Annotated in this window: 18 protein-coding genes, 1 tRNA gene and 1 pseudogene; 14 read left to right on the top strand and 6 right to left on the bottom strand. The window is 71.5% G+C overall.

The window, feature by feature from the left end:
• Nucleotides 1-27 precede the first annotated feature (27 nt).
• The gene (locus ACG2DA_RS02265) at nt 28-1266 is read right to left on the bottom strand and encodes a hypothetical protein (protein WP_395253837.1); all 1239 of its coding nucleotides are present in this window, start codon (nt 1264-1266) and stop codon (nt 28-30) included.
• A 204-nt stretch (nt 1267-1470) separates the two neighbouring features.
• Here ACG2DA_RS02265 and ACG2DA_RS02260 point away from each other — a divergent pair, with 204 nt between their 5' ends.
• From ACG2DA_RS02260 to ACG2DA_RS02250, 3 genes are all read left to right on the top strand, one after another.
• Nucleotides 1471-2922 (top strand): hypothetical protein, encoded by a 1452-nt coding sequence (locus ACG2DA_RS02260; protein ID WP_395253836.1) that lies wholly within the window; start codon nt 1471-1473, stop codon nt 2920-2922.
• A 109-nt stretch (nt 2923-3031) separates the two neighbouring features.
• Nucleotides 3032-4354 (top strand): Mur ligase family protein, encoded by a 1323-nt coding sequence (gene murD, locus ACG2DA_RS02255; protein WP_395253835.1) that lies wholly within the window; start codon nt 3032-3034, stop codon nt 4352-4354.
• A gap of 276 nt (nt 4355-4630) precedes the next feature.
• Nucleotides 4631-5131 carry a hypothetical protein gene (locus ACG2DA_RS02250; protein WP_395253834.1) on the top strand — a complete coding sequence of 167 codons (501 nt, stop codon included), beginning with the start codon at nt 4631-4633 and terminating at the stop codon, nt 5129-5131.
• Nucleotides 5132-5193: 62 nt separating this feature from the next.
• Here the strand turns inward: ACG2DA_RS02250 and epmB are convergent, their stop codons facing one another.
• Nucleotides 5194-6159: an EF-P beta-lysylation protein EpmB gene (gene epmB, locus ACG2DA_RS02245; protein WP_395253856.1), complete on the bottom strand. Its 966-nt coding sequence runs from the start codon at nt 6157-6159 to the stop codon at nt 5194-5196.
• Nucleotides 6160-6376: 217 nt separating this feature from the next.
• Here epmB and efp point away from each other — a divergent pair, with 217 nt between their 5' ends.
• From efp to ACG2DA_RS02230, 3 genes are all read left to right on the top strand, one after another.
• Nucleotides 6377-6946 carry an elongation factor P gene (gene efp / locus ACG2DA_RS02240; RefSeq protein ID WP_395253833.1) on the top strand — a complete coding sequence of 190 codons (570 nt, stop codon included), beginning with the start codon at nt 6377-6379 and terminating at the stop codon, nt 6944-6946.
• Between the two features lie 39 nt (nt 6947-6985).
• Nucleotides 6986-7213: a hypothetical protein gene (locus ACG2DA_RS02235; protein WP_395253832.1), complete on the top strand. Its 228-nt coding sequence runs from the start codon at nt 6986-6988 to the stop codon at nt 7211-7213.
• Between the two features lie 176 nt (nt 7214-7389).
• Nucleotides 7390-7611: a hypothetical protein gene (locus ACG2DA_RS02230; RefSeq protein WP_395253831.1), complete on the top strand. Its 222-nt coding sequence runs from the start codon at nt 7390-7392 to the stop codon at nt 7609-7611.
• Between the two features lie 31 nt (nt 7612-7642).
• Here the strand turns inward: ACG2DA_RS02230 and ACG2DA_RS02225 are convergent, their stop codons facing one another.
• On the bottom strand, nt 7643-8578 hold the full coding sequence (locus tag ACG2DA_RS02225) for a SirB1 family protein (protein WP_395253830.1): 936 nt from the start codon (nt 8576-8578) through the stop codon (nt 7643-7645).
• Nucleotides 8579-8780: 202 nt separating this feature from the next.
• Here ACG2DA_RS02225 and ACG2DA_RS02220 point away from each other — a divergent pair, with 202 nt between their 5' ends.
• Together ACG2DA_RS02220 and ACG2DA_RS02215 are read left to right on the top strand one after the other, a co-directional pair.
• Nucleotides 8781-9545 carry a class I SAM-dependent methyltransferase gene (locus ACG2DA_RS02220; RefSeq protein WP_395253829.1) on the top strand — a complete coding sequence of 255 codons (765 nt, stop codon included), beginning with the start codon at nt 8781-8783 and terminating at the stop codon, nt 9543-9545.
• Entirely contained in the window at nt 9542-10945 is a 1404-nt protein-coding gene (locus ACG2DA_RS02215) for an APC family permease (protein WP_395253828.1), read from the top strand. The genes ACG2DA_RS02220 and ACG2DA_RS02215 overlap by 4 nt, the downstream gene beginning before the upstream one ends.
• Before the next feature lie 120 nt (nt 10946-11065).
• Here the strand turns inward: ACG2DA_RS02215 and ACG2DA_RS02210 are convergent, their stop codons facing one another.
• Nucleotides 11066-11902 carry a hypothetical protein gene (locus ACG2DA_RS02210; RefSeq protein ID WP_395253827.1) on the bottom strand — a complete coding sequence of 279 codons (837 nt, stop codon included), beginning with the start codon at nt 11900-11902 and terminating at the stop codon, nt 11066-11068.
• A gap of 160 nt (nt 11903-12062) precedes the next feature.
• Complete coding sequence (locus ACG2DA_RS02205; protein ID WP_395253826.1) at nt 12063-13289, bottom strand: calcium:proton antiporter; 1227 nt, start codon at nt 13287-13289, stop codon at nt 12063-12065.
• 340 nt (nt 13290-13629) lie between these two features.
• On the opposite strand from ACG2DA_RS02205, the gene ACG2DA_RS02200 reads away from it, so the two are divergent.
• From ACG2DA_RS02200 to ACG2DA_RS02180, 5 genes and pseudogenes are all read left to right on the top strand, one after another.
• The gene (locus ACG2DA_RS02200; RefSeq protein WP_395253825.1) at nt 13630-13830 is read left to right on the top strand and encodes a cold-shock protein; all 201 of its coding nucleotides are present in this window, start codon (nt 13630-13632) and stop codon (nt 13828-13830) included.
• Nucleotides 13831-14156: 326 nt separating this feature from the next.
• Nucleotides 14157-14474 carry a hypothetical protein gene (locus ACG2DA_RS02195; protein ID WP_395253824.1) on the top strand — a complete coding sequence of 106 codons (318 nt, stop codon included), beginning with the start codon at nt 14157-14159 and terminating at the stop codon, nt 14472-14474.
• Nucleotides 14475-14680: 206 nt separating this feature from the next.
• Nucleotides 14681-15631, top strand: a complete 951-nt coding sequence (locus ACG2DA_RS02190) for an NAD(P)-dependent alcohol dehydrogenase (RefSeq protein WP_395253823.1) — start codon at nt 14681-14683, stop codon at nt 15629-15631.
• A 68-nt stretch (nt 15632-15699) separates the two neighbouring features.
• Nucleotides 15700-16484, top strand: a pseudogene (locus ACG2DA_RS02185) (DUF1593 domain-containing protein); the annotation flags it as partial.
• Nucleotides 16476-17081 (top strand): hypothetical protein, encoded by a 606-nt coding sequence (locus ACG2DA_RS02180; protein WP_395253855.1) that lies wholly within the window; start codon nt 16476-16478, stop codon nt 17079-17081. The pseudogene ACG2DA_RS02185 and the gene ACG2DA_RS02180, both read left to right, overlap by 9 nt.
• A 51-nt stretch (nt 17082-17132) precedes the next feature.
• Here ACG2DA_RS02180 and ACG2DA_RS02175 read toward each other — a convergent pair.
• Nucleotides 17133-17255: transfer RNA gene (locus ACG2DA_RS02175), tRNA-Pro, on the bottom strand.
• 93 nt (nt 17256-17348) lie between these two features.
• Here ACG2DA_RS02175 and ACG2DA_RS02170 point away from each other — a divergent pair.
• Nucleotides 17349-17834: a hypothetical protein gene (locus tag ACG2DA_RS02170; RefSeq protein WP_395253822.1), complete on the top strand. Its 486-nt coding sequence runs from the start codon at nt 17349-17351 to the stop codon at nt 17832-17834.
• Nucleotides 17835-17861 lie beyond the last annotated feature (27 nt).

Here is a 17861-nt window from a genome sequence, read left to right as displayed (position 1 = left end):
GTGGTGCGAAGATCGGCAGCCGCCGGCTCAGCGGTAGGCGCCGTGGCAGTCGGCGCAGGTGGCGGCGGCCCGGTCGACGGCGGCCCGGAAGGCGGCGTAGTCCTTCGTCTCCCGGGCGGCCCGGACGGCGTCGTTGGCGGCGGCGGTGAGGGCCGTCGCCCACTGCTGGTAGTCCGGCTCGGCGGCGTTGTCGTAGGCCTCGTCGGCGGTGAAGCGGCCCAGGGCGGCCAGCACCGCGGCCTGCCGGGCCAGGTCGTCGCCGTGGTCCGTCAGGGCGGCGGCGTCGGGGGCCTCCTGCTGGAGATACTTCAAGGCGTCGCCCATCCGCTGCATGAGCGTGCCGCGGGGGGCGTCCAGTTGGCGGTCGAACTCCGCGACGGCGCCGTCGGGCGGGGGATTGCCGCCGAGGATCGAGTCCAGCGGGTCGAACGACGCCCGGGCCTCGTCCCGGGCCGTGCGGCCGCGGGAGCCGGCCGCCTCGCCCACTCGGACCGCGAGGGTGCGGACGGCGTCGGCGTTCTCCTTCCAGGGCACGCGGCCGGGGTGCTCCGCGGTGATCTGGGCCATCGCCGCCAGCACCGCGGCTTCTTCGGGCAGATCGGTCTGCATGCGATTGAAGGCCGCCACCGTGCCCACCGCGGCGGCGAGCTCGTTGCGGGCCCGTTTGATTTCGTCCCGCAGGTCCTCGGCGGAGATCACCGCCCCCCAGCCGCTGGCGTCCTCGCCCGTTTCCTCCTCGCCCGCGGCCCCGGCGCCCAGGGGCGCGCCCATGCCGGCGGGGGGCAGGGCGCCGCGGCCGGCGTCCGCCGGGGCGTTCGTCGCGACGCCGCCTGTGCTGCGGGGGGCGGACAGGCCGGAGCCGATGCCCGCCAGCAGATTGCGGGAGCCGGCATCGGTCGTCCCCACGGCGGCGACCCCGCCGGTCGCCCGGTCCGGAGCCGTGGCGTAGGCGTCGTAGGGGATGGTTTTGTTGAGCCACTTCCGACCGGCGGGGTCCGTGAAGGGGGCGATGCCGCCGTCGGCGGTCGCCCGGCCGGCCGGGGCGTTGCTCCCGGGGGCGCCGTTGGGAGCCGGCGCGTCGTTGGAGGCGGGGGAGCCGTTCGCCGAGGGGGTGCCGTTGGCGGCGGGCGTGCCGTCGGAGTCGGAGCCGCCGCACCCCGCCGCGGCGACCGCGACGCCCGCGGCGAGAACGACGGCGGCCGGTCGGCTCCACGGGCGACCGAGCCGCGTGCGATCGGCGAGCGAGCGGGGGGGAGCGAACTTCATCCCGAGAGTCTCCCGCCGGGCCGATTCCGCGACAACCCCGCTCCGGCCCGCGCCAACCCGGTCGGCCGGCGCCGCCGGCCGGCGCATCGGCCGGTTCGTTCGTCCCCGGGATCGAAAAGTCCTCGGCGCGCCCGGACAGCGGGTAAGCTGGCGAACGCGGCCTCCTGTCGTCGTCCGCCGCGCCCCCCGTTTGGATTGCTCCGCATGACGCCCCCCGAAAGGCTCCCCGCCGCCCTGCCGCCCCTCGGCCGGTCCGCCCGCTCCGGGTCCGCCCGCTCCGGGTCCGCCCGCTCCGGGGCCGCCCGCTCCGGGGCCGCCCGCCGCCGGGCCGGGTCCGCCCTCGCCGCGGTCGGGCTGCTGTCGTTGGTCGGCGCCGCCCCCGCCGACCCGCCGGCCCTCGCCGCCCCGGGCGCCGCCGGCGACGCGTTCTCCGGTTCCGCCCTGTCGGCCCCCGCCGCGTCGGACCCCGGCCTGATCCCCGGGTTGGCGGCGCCCGCGGAATCGTATGAGTCGACGCGGACGCCGGCGCCGACGTTACGGGCCGAGCCGCTCCGCACGGAGTCGTGGCGCTCCCTCGCCGCTCCGTCCGACGCCGGTGCGCCCGTCGTGGCGACGCCGGAACGCTTCGCCGCGCCGGAGGAGGACGCCGACGAGGACAAAACGGAACGTCGCGGCTGGCTCAGCTTCTCCCCACGGCGGATCCGGACGGCGTCGAACTTCGCCGGGTTCACCGACTTCGGCGACTCGTTCGGCCTCGGCGGGACGGGCGGCGGGACGGTCCTCTACGGCGAAAGCGAGGGGGGGAGCTACGGCGGAGATTCCGGGTACGAAACGCCGACCCTCGCCCCGCAGCCGGACCCGATCTCCTCCCCCCGCACGGCGTACCGCTCGCAGGACCTGGAGGACGTCGGCCCCGCCCCGGCGCCGCGGCCGGTCCCGATGGACCCCGCCGACGCCGGCCCGGTCGGCGACGACGACTTCCGTCCGGTGCCCCCGCGGACGGTTCCGCCGGCCCCTGCGGCCGCCCCGCCCCGGCGGCCGTCGCTCACGTTGCCCTCGGACACGGTGATCCGCAACGGCGTGCCGGTCCGCGACCTGCGCACCCCCGAACCTTCGCCGTACGCCCCGTACGTCGACGGCGACGCCCGCCCTTACGGCGCCCCGCTGCCGCCGACCGGCACGCCCTTCGGCGAACCGTACGGCGGGCGGCTCGGCAACCCCTACGCCGGCCCCGCCGGGTTGGGCGCCGGTCCCCTGGCGCCGCTGGGCTCCGCCGGGGGGATGTGCGAACTGGGCCTGTGCGACGGCGTCGTGCCGCTGTTCACCCGATTGGAGATCGAAGATCCGGACCACGTGCACCCCGCCGCCGTGCGGCAGGTGGTGGCGGTCGCCGACCCCACCCGCCCGGCTCCGCCGATCGGGCTGGCCAAGCTGTTCCACCGCGAATGCACCGGTTGCCGTCAGGGCTGCCGGGAGTGCGATCCGCTGTGCGACGACGGCGCCGCGTTGGTGTTCGTCGAGGTCTGCGTGCCCCCCTGCCGACCGGAGGAGGTGAAGGTCACCCGCCACGGCCACCGCGTGCACATGGACTTCGGCAAATACGAAGTCACCCTGACCGGCCGCGACGGCTACGTGAAGGTCGACTACGACGACTGAGGGGCGGCCGCAGGCCGCAAGCTCCAATGTTCAAGAACCCAAGAACCAAAGACGATCGGGGCCGCCGTCCCGATTTGGTTCTTGGGTTCTTGGTCCTTGAGGCTTCCCCGTGAACGTGACTGTCATGGGCCTCGGCACGCACGGCGGCGGGGCTGGGGCGGTGCGGGATCTCTGCCGGCGGGGGGCGCGGGTGACCCTGACCGATCGGCGGACGGCGGAGGAACTGGCGGCGCCGCTGGCGGCGCTGGGCTGCGAACCGGCCGTTTTAAAACTCGGCGGGCACGACCCGGCGGACTTTTTGAACGCCGATCTCATTGTCGCCTCGCCCGCGGTGCCGTTCCGGCATGAGTTATTGGAAGCGGCCCGCTCCGCCGGCGTGCCGGTGACGACGGAATTGGCCCTCGCCGCCGCGGCCCTGCCGGCGGGCGTCACGACCGCCGCGGTGACCGGCTCCAACGGCAAAAGCACGACCTGCGCCTTCCTGCACGCGATGCTGCGGGCCAAACACGCCCGCCTCGGCCGCGGCGCCGCGTGGCTGGCCGGCAACGGCGGGGGCAGTTTATTGGACGACATCGACCGCGTCCGGCCGGGCGACGCGGTGGTGTGGGAGGTGAGCAGTTTTCAACTCGAATATCTCCGCGAAACCGCCCCGTTTCGGGGAGCCCTGCGGGCGGACGCCGCGGTCGTGACGAACTTCGCCCCGAACCACCTCGACCGACACCAATCCCTCGCCGCCTACCGCTCCGCCAAGCAGGGGTTGCTGGAAAACCTGCGACCCGCGGACACGGCCGTTTTGAACGCCGCCGACGCGGACGTGAGGGACTGGCCGACGGCCGCCCGGCGGGTTCTTTTTGAAACCCGGCCGTGCCCGCTGCCGGGCGCTCATAACGCCCAAAACGCCGCCGCCGCGGAGGCCGCCGCCCGGGCGCTGGGGTGCACGGCGGAGGACGTCGAAGAGGGCCTGAAAACCGCGGTTCTCCCCCCGCACCGGCTGCAAGGCGTGGCGGAGCGAGACGGGGTGCGGTTCGTCGACGACAGCGCCGCGACCACGCCGGAGAGCGTGATCGCGGCCTTGGAGGCGCTGCCCGGCCCGCTGTTTTTGATCGCCGGCGGAGCCGATAAAGGCGCGGACCTCGCCGCCGCCGCCGCCGCGATCGCTCAGCGGGCCGCCGGGGCCTATTTCATCGGCACGACGGGACCGCGGTGGCGGGACTTGGTCGCCGCGGCGAACCCAAAATGTCCGGCATTGAACTGCGGCACGCTCCCCGCGGCGTTCGCCGCCGCCGTGGCCGCGGCCCGGCAGGCCGGGGGCGGCACGGTGTTATTATCGCCCGGCTGTTCGAGTCTCGATCAATTCGCCAGCTACGAAGCCCGCGGGGCCACGTTCGCAGCGATGGCGTCGGATGACGTCGATTCCTCGCTGCTCGAATAATTGTCCGGCCCCAGCGCCGGCAGTTCGATCTCAGTGTCGTTCGGGTCGAGCCCCGCGGGGATCTCCACGGCCCAAAGATGTTCCTGCCCGTTGACCGTCGCCCGAACTGTGGCGGGGCCGGGCGGGAGTTCGCTAGGCTCCTGCGATGACAGGAAGCCGGGGCCGATCTCCGAAACCGCGACTTCCCGATCGCCGCACAACAAACTCAGCGTGGTTCGCGCCGAGAACGGAGCGGACGGAACGGTCGGCGACGTTTGCGAAGGCGCCTGAATCATGATGCCGCACTTTCAAGAGGCCACGGAGCGAGCGGAGCGATTTGACGACCGGTACCGCATAGTCTACACGACGGAACTGGGAGCCGGCTATGACGGAATCGTCCTCGGCATGGCGGCCCCCTCGGCGGTCAAGGCTCTCCGCCACGAGCGGTTGTACCGAAAGGAGGTCGCGGTTTATCGCCGATTGGAAGAGCACGGCGTCCGAACCGTCGACGGCTTCCGTATTCCCCGGCTGATCCGAACGGACGACGAACTCTGGACGTTCGAGATGAGTTGGGTCAATCCCCCGTTCGTGCTCGACTTCGCCGGGGCCTACTTGGACGAGGAACCGCCGTGGGCCGGCGACGAGGAGGTCTACGGCACTTGGCTCGCCGAGAAACAGGAGCAGTTCGGCGCCGAGCGCTGGTCGATCGTCGCCGGCGTGCTGGCGACGTTTCGGCGGTACGGCGTATATTTGGCCGACGTGAAGCCCGGGAATATTGAATTCGCCGACGATCCGTAGGGGCCGCTGCGCGGACCGTCGCCCTGAGTTCATATCCCGCAGCACGGTCCGCTCAGCGGACCCTACAGCGGCGTCTTGCCCGGGGCGCCGGGCTCCTCCCGGACCAGCCGGGGGACGGCGTAGCCGGGCAGGCGGGCGTGCAGTTCCGTCATCAACGCCGCGGCCCGCTCGTCGGAGACCTCGAAGTGCCCGGCGCCGGTCACGCGGTCTAATTGGTGCAGGTAATAGTTCTGCACGCCGAGGTCCGCCAGGCGTTCGCCCAGGGCGGCCAGGGCGTCCGCGTCGTCGTTCACCCCTTTGAGCAGCACCGCCTGGTTTAACACCGGCACGCCGCTTTTGACGAGGGTTCGCAGCGCCTCGCCGCAGTCGGCGGCCAGTTCGTTTGCGTGGTTGGCGTGCACCACGACCCACGGCGTGAGCCGCGTGGACGACAGCAGGCCCAGCAAGTCGTCCGTGACCCGGTCCGGCAGGACGATCGGCAGGCGGGTGTGAATCCGCAGGCGGGTCAGGTGGGGGATCGCTTCCAAACGCTCCACGACCTGCCGGAGGCGGTCGTCCGTGAGCATCAGCGGGTCGCCGCCGCTGAGCAGGACCTCACGGATCGACGGGTCGCCCTCCAGGTACTCGAACGCCGGCGCCCAGTCCTCCAGCCGCCGGGGGTCCTCGCCGTAGGGGTAATGGCGGCGGAAGCAGTACCGGCAGTGCACCGCGCAGGCGCCGGCGAGGATCAGCAGCGCCCGGCCGCGGTATTTGTGCAACAGGCCGGGGACCGGGCGGGCGTCGGCGTCGCCCACCGCGTCGGCCGCGTAACCCGGCGGCGGGGGAGCGGTCTCCTGGCCCAACGGCAAGACCTGCCGGAGCAGGGGGTCGGCCGGGTCGCCGGGCCGCATGCGGGCCAGGAAGCTGCGGGGGACGAAGACCGGGAACAGCCGCTCCGCCGCCCGGCCCGGTTCCCGCAGGCGTTCCGGCAGACCGAGGGCGTCGATCAGGGCGTCCGCGGTGCGGAGCGACTCCGCCAGCGACCGCATGTAGGCCGGCTTGGGGGCGGACTTCGCGGCGGGCGGCGCCGGGACCGACGGCGGTGCGGGGGCGGCGGGCAACGCGGGCGGGTTTCCGGGCGGGGGGCCGTTTGCTACGGTTCCCCACCGCACCACACCCCCCGTCGGCCGTCAAGGCGGACGCGGGGCCGCTCGCGTTTCCGCTCACGCACTCCCCGCACAAGGCCCCCTCGCAGGGTCACGGATCATGGCCTCCATTAACGTCGGCGACTGGAAGAAGGGTCTCAAACTGGAGCTCAACGGGGAACCGTACGAGATTCTGGAGGTCAACTTCGTCAAGCCCGGCAAGGGCCAGGCGATTTATACGACCAAGATGCGGAACCTGCTCAAGGGCACGATCATCACCAACAAGTACCGCTCCGGCGACTCGCTGGAGGGGGCGGACGTCCGCAAGGGGGCGGCCCAGTACAGCTTCCGCGACGGCTCAAGCTACGTGTTCATGGACGAAACCACCTTCGAGCAGCACCCGCTGCCGGTGGAGAGCGTCGAGGACCGGATGAAGTTCCTCAAGGAAGGCGACACCGTCGACCTGCTGTTCTGGAACGAACGGCCGATCGACATGACCCCGCCCGCCCAGGTGCAGCTCGAAGTCACCTACACGGAGCCCGCCGCCCGCGGGAACACCACCTCCAACGTGACCAAGGCCGCCACCGTGGAGACCGGCGCCGAGGTCCAGGTGCCGGCCTTCATCGAGCAGGGCAACGTCATCAAGATCGACACCGAGAGCGGCTCCTACATCGAGCGGATCTCCAACTGACCCCTCTCTCGCAGGAGGCCCCCCGCAGGAGGACCGGGCATGGACGCCCCCACCGTCGTCGTGATCCTCGCCGCGAGCGCCGCGGCGCTGAAGATCCTCGCCGATCTGACCACCCGTCACCTGGCGATGGAGCGGATCCGTCTGAAGAACGAGGCCCGCGCCGCGGAGATGGAAGCCGCGATCAACGCAATGGCGCAGGCGACCGCGGCCGCTTCCGCTTCGACCCCGGACGCGGCCGGCGGAACGGGCACGCGAGCTGCCGCGTAAAAGCTTCCGGGCGGGCGGTCCGATCCGCCCACGCCGGTCGACTTCGGCCGGGTCCCGGCCGGCAGGCGGTGCGTAGAGTCAGGCCTGGCGGGATGCCGCCGACGTGTCGCCGCTCAACGCGGACTGCCCGCGGCCGCCCGTTCTGCCCGAGAAGGCTGTTTGGCGGGGCCGGCCCGATGGTGGAAGAACCCGTCCGGCTCAAGGGGCCGATCCTTGCGATCGTCACGGAGCGCCGCGACCTGGACGGCTATTCCCGACCACGGCGGAGCTTCGATCAATTCGAAATCGATCTGGAGATCGGCGAGACGTATTACCTTGTGACCGCGGACGAAGCAGAGGGAGATCCGTCCGACGAAAGCGCCCCATCAATGGACGCCTGCTGGGGCGACGTTCCCTAACCGCGACGAGAGAGCGGGCGTCGACCGCCCGTCAATTCCACTTGCTCACTTGGGCGACGGCCCGGTGGAGGTGGCGTTTGAGAACCGGCTTCTCCGCCGTGGGGGCGTCGGGGAGGAGGGCCGTCAGCAGGTCGACCGCCTGGCCGGCGCGGCCGGCGTGCAGGGCGATCAGGGCGAGGTCGCGGCGCTCCGTATAATCGGCCGGGCAGAGGGCCGAGAGCCGCGTCTGCACCGTCCACGCCGCCGGCCAGTCGCCGCGGCGGGCGTGGATCGCCTTCAAATTGTTCAGCACCCGCACCACGATCGCCCGCGGCGGGGCCGGGTGCAGGCTGTCGGCGATCTCCGCGGGGGCGAGGTCGCAGCGGTCCATCAAAAACTCGACCGCCTCGTCCGCGTTCATCACCCGACCGCCGTGGTAGGGGTCGCAGAACAGCGGGCCGGCGGCGGTGTCCAGCCGGGTGAGGAAGTGGTGCGGGGCGTTCACGCCGACCAACTCCAGCCCCACCCGACGGGCGACGTCCATATAGATCAGCGACAGGGCGATCGGCAGGCCGGTGCCGGTCTCGATCACCTGATGAATCAGGGAGCCGGCGGGGTCGTCGAAGGCCGCTTCCCCGCCGCACATTTCATGGTCGCCGCACAGCACGTCGGCGAGGGCGGTGAGGGCGGCGCGGCCGTCGGCGGCGGCGGCGACCGGGCCGCGGGCCTCCGTCGCCCGGGCTTTCAGCCAGCGCAGCGTGTCGGCGGGGTCGCAGGCGGGGTCGTGGTCCCGGGCGATCTCCAGCGCCACCGCGGTGAGGTTCACGTCCCGGCGGCGACAGGCCAGCTTCCAGAACTCGCCGTCCGGCTCGGCCTTGGCGGGGCGTTCCTCGGTTCCCTCGTCGATCAAGAGGCCCTCCTCGGTCAGGGGGCGCTCGTCCTGGGAACCCGTCGCCGGGGCGTGGCCCGCGGTCGGCGATTCGGACATGACGTGCGACACGGGGGCGGGGCGACGGGGGGAGGAAAAGTTCGGTCCAACGCGGGCCGCCGGGGCGACGTCGCGAACGGGCCGGCACGGGGAGGATAGGTCTCCGCCCGCGGGCCGGGAAGGGGATCCCGGCCGCGCCGCGATCGACGCACCCGCGGTATGCTGCGTTCTCGTCCCCTGCTCCCGCCGCTGTCGCCGTTCCATGAATTCCCCCGTTTTTCGCCGCCCCGCCGCGGCGCTGCTCCTCCTCGCCGTCGCCCTGTCGTCCGGGGCCGGCCGCGGCGTCGGTTGGGCCCAGGAGGACGCCGCCCCCGCGGCGGAGTCCGTAAAACCGGGCATCAACGACCGCTTCCTCGCCGAGGATCTCGACGCGGAGGAATGGGCCGGGCGATTTGAAGTGGAAAGCCGGGAGGCGTTCGCCGCCCGGAAGGCCGTCGTCGCCGCATTGAACGTCGAGGCGGGCCAGACGGTCGCGGACGTCGGCGCCGGGACCGGCACGCACATGGAGCTGTTCGCCGCGGCGGTGGGGGAGGGCGGCCGGCTGTTCGCGGTCGATCTGGCGCCGGCGTTCGTGGCCCGGCTGCGGGACCGGGCCGCCGACCGCGGGCTGTCGCAGGTCACGCCGGTGCTGTGCTCGGAACGCTCCGTGCTGCTGCCGGCGGACTCCTGCGACCTTGTTTTCAATTGCGACACCTATCACCACTTCGAGTTCCCCGACCGCACGCTGGCCTCCATTTATTCCGCCCTCAAACCCGGCGGACGGCTCGCGGTGATGGACTTCGAACGCATCCCCGGCGTCAGCCGCGAGTGGACGCTCGGGCATGTGCGGGCCGGCAAGCAGACGGTGCGGGCGGAGATCGAAGCCGCGGGCTTCGAGTTCGTCGCCGAGCCCGAGGTGGAGGGGCTCTCCGAGAATTATTTGATGATCTTCCGCAAGCCGTCCCCCGCGTCGGACGCCGCGGAGTGACGGCCGAACCGACGCCCGGCGAACCGACGCCGACCGAATCCGGCGAGCCTTTCCCCGAAGCCGTCGGCGGCGGGACGTTCACCACGGCGGCGCTGGCTGCGGTGGTGGCGGCGTCGATGATCGGCGCCGGCGTCTGGACGACCTCCGGTTATACGCTGGAGGCCCTCGGCACGCCGGGGCGGGTCATGTTGGTGTGGGCGCTGGGCGGGGCGCTGGCGCTGTGCGGGGCGGCGGCGTACGGCGGGCTGGCGGAACGCGTGCGGGGCAGCGGGGGCGAGTATTTATTTCTCGCCGAAACGCTGCACCCGCTGGCCGGATTTTTGGCCGGGTGGGTCAGTTTATTGGCCGGTTTCACCGGGGCGGCGGCGTTCGCCGGGCTGACATTAGAGGAATACCTCTGGCCGGACCGTCCCGACGAAGTCCCGGCGGGACTGCTCGCCGCCGCCGCAGTTTTGTTGTGCGGCGCGCTGCACGCCCTGACGCCCCGCGGGGGGACGCGGACGCAGACCGTCGTGGTCGCGGTAAAACTGGCGCTGATCGCTGCGTTCTGCCTTTATGCGGGGGACCGCTGGCTCCGCGGGTACTTTGTGAATTGGGACGCCTTCCCGAGGGAGCCGCCGGCGGAGGCCCCGGCCGGGTGGGCGCTGATCGCCGCGCTCGCCGGGCAGTTGGTGTGGGTCTCGGCGAGCTACTCCGGCTTCAACGCCGCGGTGTACGTCGCCGGGGAGGCCCGCGATCCGGGGCGGAGCGTGCCCCGGGCGATGCTGTGGGCGACGGCGGCGGTGACGGTTCTCTATTTAATGTTGAACGCCGTGTTCGTGTTCGCCCCGCCGCGGGACCGGGTCGCCGGGGCCGGCGACGTGGCGGCGGTCGCGGCGGAGTTTCTCGGCGGGAACCGGCTGGAACTGGCCGTGCGGGCGGTGATCAGCGTTGGGCTGCTGACGAGCCTGTCGGCGTTGGTGCAGACCGGCCCGCGGGTGTACGCAAAAATGGCCGCCGACGGGCTGTTCCCCCTGCCGAGCCTGTTTCGGTTGCGGGAGGACGGCTCCGCCCCGCCGTCTGCGGTCGTGTTGCAGGCCGTCCTCATCGCGGGGCTGTGCGTGGGCGGGGCGACGATCCGGGGGCTGCTCGATTATCTGGGGCTGACGCTCTCCCTCAGCGCCGCGGGGGCGGTGGCCTGTTTGTTCTTATTAAAGAGACGGGGCGAACCGGTCCCGGCGTGGCGGTTGGCGTGCGGGGGGATCTTCGTGCTCGCCACGGTCGGGTTGGCGATCGTGAAGTTGCTGAACCCCCCGCCGTGGTTCCACCCCCTCGGCCCGCCGGCCGGGCTGGCGGCGACGGTCGTCAGCGGGGCCGTGCTGTATTGGCTGTTCGTCAGCCGGCGGTCCGGACCGCTTTAATACGATTCGCGTTGAACCGTCGCGGCAATCCCAGCCCGGAGCGCGCGCTCCGGCGGTGAGTCCGTTCACCGGACGGCCGCGCCGACGGCCGACGCTCGCGCATCGGGCTGGTAACGGCCGCTACGAATCGGCGAGTTCTTCCTCCAGCGTGCCGTCGTCGAAGCCGACGCGGACGAAGGTGCGGGCGGCGGGGAAGGTCCGGTCGATGCCGGCCCGCAGGCTGGCCAGGCGGCGTTGGAAGTCGGCGATCTCCGCGGCGAACTCCGGCCGGCGGGCGGGCAGGGCGGCGGGGAGCACGTCCCGCAGGACCGTCCAGGCGCCGAAGGTCCGCTCCGCGGCGAGCAGCGCCACCTTGGCGCTGCCGGCCCGGTCCTTCGCGTGGCCCCGGGCGTCCGCCCAGGCGGCCCGCTGCAACTTCGGCCCCAACTGCACGCCGTACCAGCGGATCACGTCCAGCGCGTCCGCCGGCGCCACGCCGCAGGGGTGCACCGCGGCGGCGTCGCAGGCGATCTGGGCCGCCTCGCCGTGCTCCCGCAGCCAGCGCAGCAGATCGACGGCCAGCTCCCGGGCGGCGGCGGCCAGCGGGTCGGTCGGGGCGTCGGGCGTCTCGATGGCGGCGTCGCCGTCCCAGTCGTCGGCCTCGGCCTCCTCGTAGATCGCCGCGGCGGAGCCGTCGCCCTCCCAGACTTCGTCCACCGTGGAGGCGTCCGCCGGCCGCAGGTCGCCGCGGGCGTCCACGCCGTACACGGTCTTCAACGCCCGCCAGAAGCGGGCGCGGCGGTCGGCGTCGGTGTCGGCGGGGTCCGCCAGATCGCCGACCTCCAGCTCGAACGCCCGCAACCGGCAGCGCCCGGCCAGCGGGCAGCGCTCGCACCAGCGGTCGCAGTAATCGGAGACCCCGTCGATATACGGCCCGTCGGGACCGTGGGTCGGGGCGGCGTCGGCGGAGATTCCCATCGCGGGAAGTCTACGCCGCGGGCGGGGGGGGAGGAGGGAGGAGTGTTGAGTGAGGGGTGTTGAGTGAGGAGCGAAGGGACGGGCGGCGGTTCCCCGTCACTCCACACTCCTTACTCCTCACTCAATACCCCCGTCCGCCGTCCTCACCCGCGCGGCCCGCTCACGGGTGGAACCAGAACACCAGGGCGAAGAACAGGTACATCGCCAGGAACATCGCCCCCTCCAGCCAGTTCGATTCCCCGTCGGACAGGGCGTTGCCGGCGATCAGCACCGCCGCGGCGAGGCTGAGCAGTTCGAACAGGCTGAACTCCAGCGTCATCAGGTCGCCGGGCCCCCAGCCGTTCATGAACCCGCTGGCGAACACCAACGCCGGGGCGACCAGCAACGCAACCTGCAAACTGCTGCCCATGGCGATCTGGAAGGAGAGCTCCATCTTGTTCTCCCGGGCGACCCACACGGCGACCAGCCCCTCGGCCGCGTTGCCGACCACCGCGACGATCACCACGCCGAGGAACAATTCGCTCATGTCCAGCGTGCCGCTCTCCCGGAACAGGTCGATCGCGTGCACGAACGCCTCCGACAGGTAGGCGACGCACAGGGTGGCGCCCAGCAGCACGCCGGCGGCGACCTTCACCGACCACTCCGGCGCCTCGTGCTCCGCCTCGTCGGAGCGCAGCAGGAAGCGGTGCGTCCGCAGGCTGAAGATCAGCATGAGCACGTACAGCCCCAGCAGGATGCCGGCGCCGGCGAGGGTCACCTCGTCGGTGTACTCGGCGGCGATCGCCTTGGCTTCGGCCAGCCGTTCGGCGCGGGTCGGGGCGGCGGCGGGCGACTCTCCGTCGGCGGCGCCTTCCACCGCCTCCGCGGCCGCGGGAACGAGCGTCGGGTCGAGGCCCGGCAGTTCGGCGACGAGGTGCACCAGCGCCGGCACGGAGAGGATCAGCACCGTGACCCACAGCATCCCCACGTTGGCGTGGGCGCCGGTGCGGCTGAACCGCTGGGTCGTATATTTCGTCCCGCCGTAGACCATCGCCGCCCCCAGCACCAACAACAGGTTGCCGAGGATCGACCCCGTCACGCTGGCCCGCACCACGGGGTACAGTTTCGGGCCTTCGGAGAGGGCGAAGACGGCGATGATCAATTCGGTGATGTTGCCGAACGTCGCGTTCAGCAGGCCGCCCCACAGCGGGCCGGCGTAGAGGGCGACCTCCTCGGTCGCTTTGCCGATCAGCGTGACGGTGCCCAGGATCGCCAGGGCCGCGGCGATGAACAGCCACGTCGCCGAACCGTGCGTGGCCTGCAGGACGATCACGAGCGGCAGCCCGACCGCCAGCAGCACGGCGAGTTTCGGCAGCGTCTTCCAGAACGGTCGGGTGCGATGCGGCACGACCGGCGAGCGGGGGGCGCCAGCCCCGGGAGACGCACCGTGAGAGGAACCGGCGGGGGGCGGGGCGGGATCGGCCATGCCGGCGTGTGTCCGCTTTCCCCGCGCCGGTGTCCAGCGATCCGGGGCCGGGGGCTGCGCCCAGGGGACGCCGTCGCGGTGGGGAGCGGCCCCGACCGTCGGCAATGGCTAACTCCCTTTTCACAATTGGCAAGTCCGCCGCCGCGTACGGTTGACGCGGCGGTTCCGGTCCTGCAGGATGCTTCGATCGGCGGCCTGCCGCCCCGCGCGTCCGCGGGGAACTGCGACGGGCCCCACTTCAAGTTTTTCTGTGCGTGCGGCGATGGCTGAAGGTGTGATCAAGCGGGTGACCGATAAAGGCTTCGGCTTTATCGACGCCGGCACCGGCAAGGACCTGTTCTTCCACATGAGCAACCTCGAAGGGGTTCGCTTCGAGGAACTCTACGAAGGCCAGCAGGTCGAGTTCACCCAGGGCGAAGGCCCCAAGGGTCCGCGGGCTGAGCACGTCCGCCCGATCGGCTGAGGCCCTGCTCGTTCCGGGGGCCGTTCCGAGAGCGGCTCCCGCACGACGACCCTCGCACGACGGCGTGCGATCGCCGATTCTTTGGATCGGCGACCGTCACGGTCGGCGTCCGCTCCCTCGACGGATTCGACCGCGACCCATAAACTCCCCGCCCCGCCTCTCCCCGGTCCCGCCGGCGTGACGCGGGGCGGTTCTCGTTCGAGTCGGCCCGCGGGGCTCCCTCGGACGCATCCCCACTTCCCCGGCGCTGCGGCCGCGTGCCGCCCCCGGCGTTTCCCCCTCCACCCCTCGGCGGCCAGCCCCGCCGGCCGAACCCCAGGCTGTTGATGTTTCGCTGTCAAAACTGTGGCACCGTCGTTCCCCCGCGGACCAAAACGCGGTCGGCGATCGTGCAGCGGCGTCCGGTGGAGTACGCCGAACGCACCGCCGAGGTCCAGGGCCGCCGCGGCCGCGCCCGCACCCGCGTGATTGATCGCGGCGGGTTCGGCCATGAGATCATCCGCGAACTGAAGATCTGCCCCGCCTGTGCGGAGATCCTCGAAGAAGCCCCCATCCCGGAGAAGCCGGTGCGGGAGGTGTTCGAGGACGAAGATTACGACATGGACGACGACAACGACCGCGACGACGACGACGACAAGGACTGACCCGCCGTCGCTGTCCCGCCGTCGCCTCGCGCGTCCGCCGACCGCCGCGTCCCGGCTCCCCCGTGGGGCCGGGACGTTTTTTTATCGGGCCGTCCCGGGGAGGACGTTTTCTCCCCGGTCGTCGCCGCGGGTTTCGCCCCGCGGGGGAGCGGGCGGCGTCGGGCTATGACGGCGGCCCCCGAACCCCCGTCGAGCAGGAACCCCCAATGCGTGCGATCGTCTTCCGAGACTACGGCGGCCCGGACGTCCTCGAACTCTCGGAGCGGCCCGAACCGGAGTACGGCGGCGACGAGGTCCTCATCCGGGTCGCCGCGGCGAGCGTCAACCCGATCGACGCCCGGCTGCGGGCGGGCGAGATGAAGTGGATGCTGCCGGGCGGCTTCCCGCGCATTCCCGGCTACGACGTGGCCGGAACCGTCGTCGCCGCGGGGGATCGCACGGACTTTCGACCGGGCGAGCGGGTGGTGGCGTTCCTCGATCACCTCTACGGCGGGGCGTACGCGGAACTGGCGGTCTGCTCCGCGGACAGCATGATCCCCCTCCGCGACGGCGTGCCGTTCGACGAGGCCGCCGCGATCCCGCTGGCGGCCTCCACGGCCCTCCAGTCGCTGCGGGATCACGGCAAGATGGAGTCCGGCGACCGGGTGCTGATCAACGGTGCCAGCGGGGGCGTCGGCGCCTTCGCGGTGCAGATTGCCGCGGCCTACGGGGCGACGGTGACCGCCGTCGCCGGCGGGGACAACGAGCAGTTCGTGCGGGATCTCGGAGCCGCGGAGTTCCTCGACTACAAACAGAGCGACTTCACGCAGTCGGATCAGAAGTGGGACGTCATCTTCGACGCCGCCGGGAAAAGCTCCTTTGAGCAGGCGAAGGCCGTGCTGACCGAGGACGGCCGCTACGTCACGACCGAGCCGAGCCTGAAGAACGCGGCCGTCTCCCTGCTGAGCTGGCCGCGGGACCAGCAGAGCAAGGTGATGCTGGCCCAATCCCGGGCGGAGGACCTGACGGAATTGATGCGCCTGTACGACGCCGGCCAACTGAAGGTGACGATCGCCCGCCGCTTTCCCCTCGCCGAGGCCGCCGCGGCCCATCGGATGCTCGAAAACGACAGCTTCCGCGGGAAGATCGTACTGACGGTGGAGGAAGCGGCGGCGTGAGCCGACTCCTGCGGTCGGTTGTTGGCCGAGGAGGCGCGGTCGGTAGTGCGGCCGTTCAATGCCCCGTCATGCGTCGGCAGACTGCTATGAGCGTCCGTTCGTCTTGGCCTCTCGTCGCCTCGTTTCTCGTGACGCCGGGCGCAACCGCCGTGGCCCAGGACGACCCCGGCGGGGACGCGTGGAAACCGCGGCTCGTCGTTACGACCGACCTCGGGGCGGACCCGGACGAGGAGCAGTCGCTCGTCCGCCTGCTCGTCTGTGCGAACGAGTTCGACATCGAGGGGCTGGTCGTGTCGACCAGCTGTTGGAAGAAGTCGCAGAACTCGACCGCGATGCTCGACCGCGTTTTAGACGCCTAAGCGGCTGCGGAACCGAACCTGCGGGCGCACGCCGACGGCTACCCGACGGCCGCGTCCTTGCGGGCGGTCGCCGTGATGGGGCAGACGGGGTACGGCATGACCGACGTCGGCCAAGGCAAAGACAGCCGAGGGTCGGACCTGATCATCGCCGCGGCGGATCGGGACGAACCCGCCCGGTCTGGGGGAACCTGTGGGGCGGGGCGAACACGCTGGCGCAGGCGATCTGGAAGGTGCGGGAGACGCGGTCGCCGGAGGAGTTGCGGAAGTTCCTCGGCAAACTGCGGGCGTTCGACGTGCTCGGGCAGGACGACGCCGGGGCGTGGATCGTCAAGAACCACCCGGAGTTGCTCTACATCCGCGCGACCGGCGTTTACGGCTGGCAGCCGTCCGTCGAGTACCTGGACCGGTTCGTCCAGAGCCGCGGACCGCTCGGGGCGGTTTACCCGGACCGCAAATGGGCGACCGAGGGCGATACGCCGGCCTTCATGCACCTCTACCCCAATGGCCTAAACAACCCGGACGAGGTTCACCACGGCGGCTGGGGCGGGCGGTTCCGGCGGGAGAAGGAGAAGAACATCGCCGGCATGTCCTGCGTCAAAGCGGGAGAGAAGGCGTTCGAACCTTACGAGATGCACGGCAACACCCCCGAGGGCGCCAAAGCGATCAGCCGCTGGCGGCCAGACTACGACAACGACTTCGCGGCCCGGATGGAGTGGAGCGTGAACGGCGACTACGCCGCCGCCAATCACCACCCGGTCGCCGTGGCGAACGGCGACGGGTCCCGCCGCGTCCTGACCGTGTCCGTCGCCCCGGGCGCGACCGTCCGCCTCGACGCCGCCGGGGCCCGCGATCCGGACGACGACCCGCTGACGTATTCTTGGACCTACTACGCCGAGCCGAGTTCCTACCGCGGACCGGTCGAACTGTTCGACGCCTCCTCCGAGGTCGCGACGGTCGCGGTCCCGGCGGACTCCGGCGGCAGAACGCTCCACGTCGTCCTGAGAGTCCGCGACAGCGGCTCCCCGCCGCTGACCGCGTACCGGCGGGTCGTGGTCGAGGTGAACGAACGCCGGGGGGCCGGCGCTCCGTAAACGACGTCGCCCCCACAGGTCCTCGCGGCGGAGGGCCCGTGGGGGCGAAGTCGGGATGACTGGATTCGAACCAGCGGCCTCTACGTCCCGAACGTAGGCGTCTGTTCTGGAAAACCCTGTTATTGTAGGTTTATATGGAGGCGTCCGAGGCCCGATTCTCCCCCGAATCTTCCCGAAACGGGCCTATCGGACGGGCCTTTTTTCGTCTACGTACTGGCGTTCAGGTGATCCTGGACGAGGGGCGCTCCGATGCCGAAGAAACGAGAGATGAAGTTCCGGACCAAGGACCAGGGGGGCGGCGGCGGGGCATCGACCGCGGCCGGTACTTCCACCGGCAGAAGCGGGACGACGAGACCGTGGAGGAGTTCTACCGCCGCCTCCTGCCGAAGTTCCATCGGTAAGGCGACGCTCGACGGGGAGGCCGAAGTCGCCGACCCCGACCGCCGGGCGTGGGAGGGGCTGATCCGCAACGTCGCCCGCACGATGGACGAATGTGCGGGGAACGACACGCCCGAGAACCGTCGGACGTGGGTGATGCTGAACGACCTGCGGAACAGCTACCGGGCGTTGCTCGACGCCGGGCAACCGTGCGGCTACACGCCCGAACGGGTCGAATCGGACCCCGAGTGCATGGTCATCATAGACGGCTGCTACCCGGACGGCCCGCCTGAGGTGCCGCCGCCGTGGGACATCCCGATCGGGCGTCCGTCGCCGGCGGGTCTGACGGTCGGCGGGGCCGTCGGGAGGGCCTGAAGGAGAAGACGGCCGAAGCCAAAGGTG

It is taken from the genome of Alienimonas sp. DA493 (genome assembly GCF_043951915.1).
GTDB lineage: Bacteria > Planctomycetota > Planctomycetia > Planctomycetales > Planctomycetaceae > Alienimonas.
The sequence above is the reverse complement of the archived record's forward strand: the minus strand, read 5'-3'. Positions and strand labels throughout refer to the sequence as shown.

Coding starts and splice junctions, on each gene's coding strand:
- ACG2DA_RS02200 (WP_395253825.1), top strand. CDS start 13,630: ATGGCTGAAGGTGTGATCAAGCGGGTGACCGATAAAGGCTTCGGCTTT.
- ACG2DA_RS02180 (WP_395253855.1), top strand. CDS start 16,476: ATGCACCTCTACCCCAATGGCCTAAACAACCCGGACGAGGTTCACCAC.
- ACG2DA_RS02210 (WP_395253827.1), bottom strand. CDS start 11,902: ATGGGAATCTCCGCCGACGCCGCCCCGACCCACGGTCCCGACGGGCCG.
- ACG2DA_RS02230 (WP_395253831.1), top strand. CDS start 7,390: ATGGTGGAAGAACCCGTCCGGCTCAAGGGGCCGATCCTTGCGATCGTC.
- ACG2DA_RS02265 (WP_395253837.1), bottom strand. CDS start 1,266: ATGAAGTTCGCTCCCCCCCGCTCGCTCGCCGATCGCACGCGGCTCGGT.
- ACG2DA_RS02260 (WP_395253836.1), top strand. CDS start 1,471: ATGACGCCCCCCGAAAGGCTCCCCGCCGCCCTGCCGCCCCTCGGCCGG.
- ACG2DA_RS02250 (WP_395253834.1), top strand. CDS start 4,631: ATGCCGCACTTTCAAGAGGCCACGGAGCGAGCGGAGCGATTTGACGAC.
- ACG2DA_RS02170 (WP_395253822.1), top strand. CDS start 17,349: ATGAAGTTCCGGACCAAGGACCAGGGGGGCGGCGGCGGGGCATCGACC.
- ACG2DA_RS02225 (WP_395253830.1), bottom strand. CDS start 8,578: ATGTCCGAATCGCCGACCGCGGGCCACGCCCCGGCGACGGGTTCCCAG.
- efp (WP_395253833.1), top strand. CDS start 6,377: ATGGCCTCCATTAACGTCGGCGACTGGAAGAAGGGTCTCAAACTGGAG.
- ACG2DA_RS02235 (WP_395253832.1), top strand. CDS start 6,986: ATGGACGCCCCCACCGTCGTCGTGATCCTCGCCGCGAGCGCCGCGGCG.
- epmB (WP_395253856.1), bottom strand. CDS start 6,159: ATGCGGTCGCTGGCGGAGTCGCTCCGCACCGCGGACGCCCTGATCGAC.
- ACG2DA_RS02220 (WP_395253829.1), top strand. CDS start 8,781: ATGAATTCCCCCGTTTTTCGCCGCCCCGCCGCGGCGCTGCTCCTCCTC.
- ACG2DA_RS02190 (WP_395253823.1), top strand. CDS start 14,681: ATGCGTGCGATCGTCTTCCGAGACTACGGCGGCCCGGACGTCCTCGAA.
- ACG2DA_RS02195 (WP_395253824.1), top strand. CDS start 14,157: ATGTTTCGCTGTCAAAACTGTGGCACCGTCGTTCCCCCGCGGACCAAA.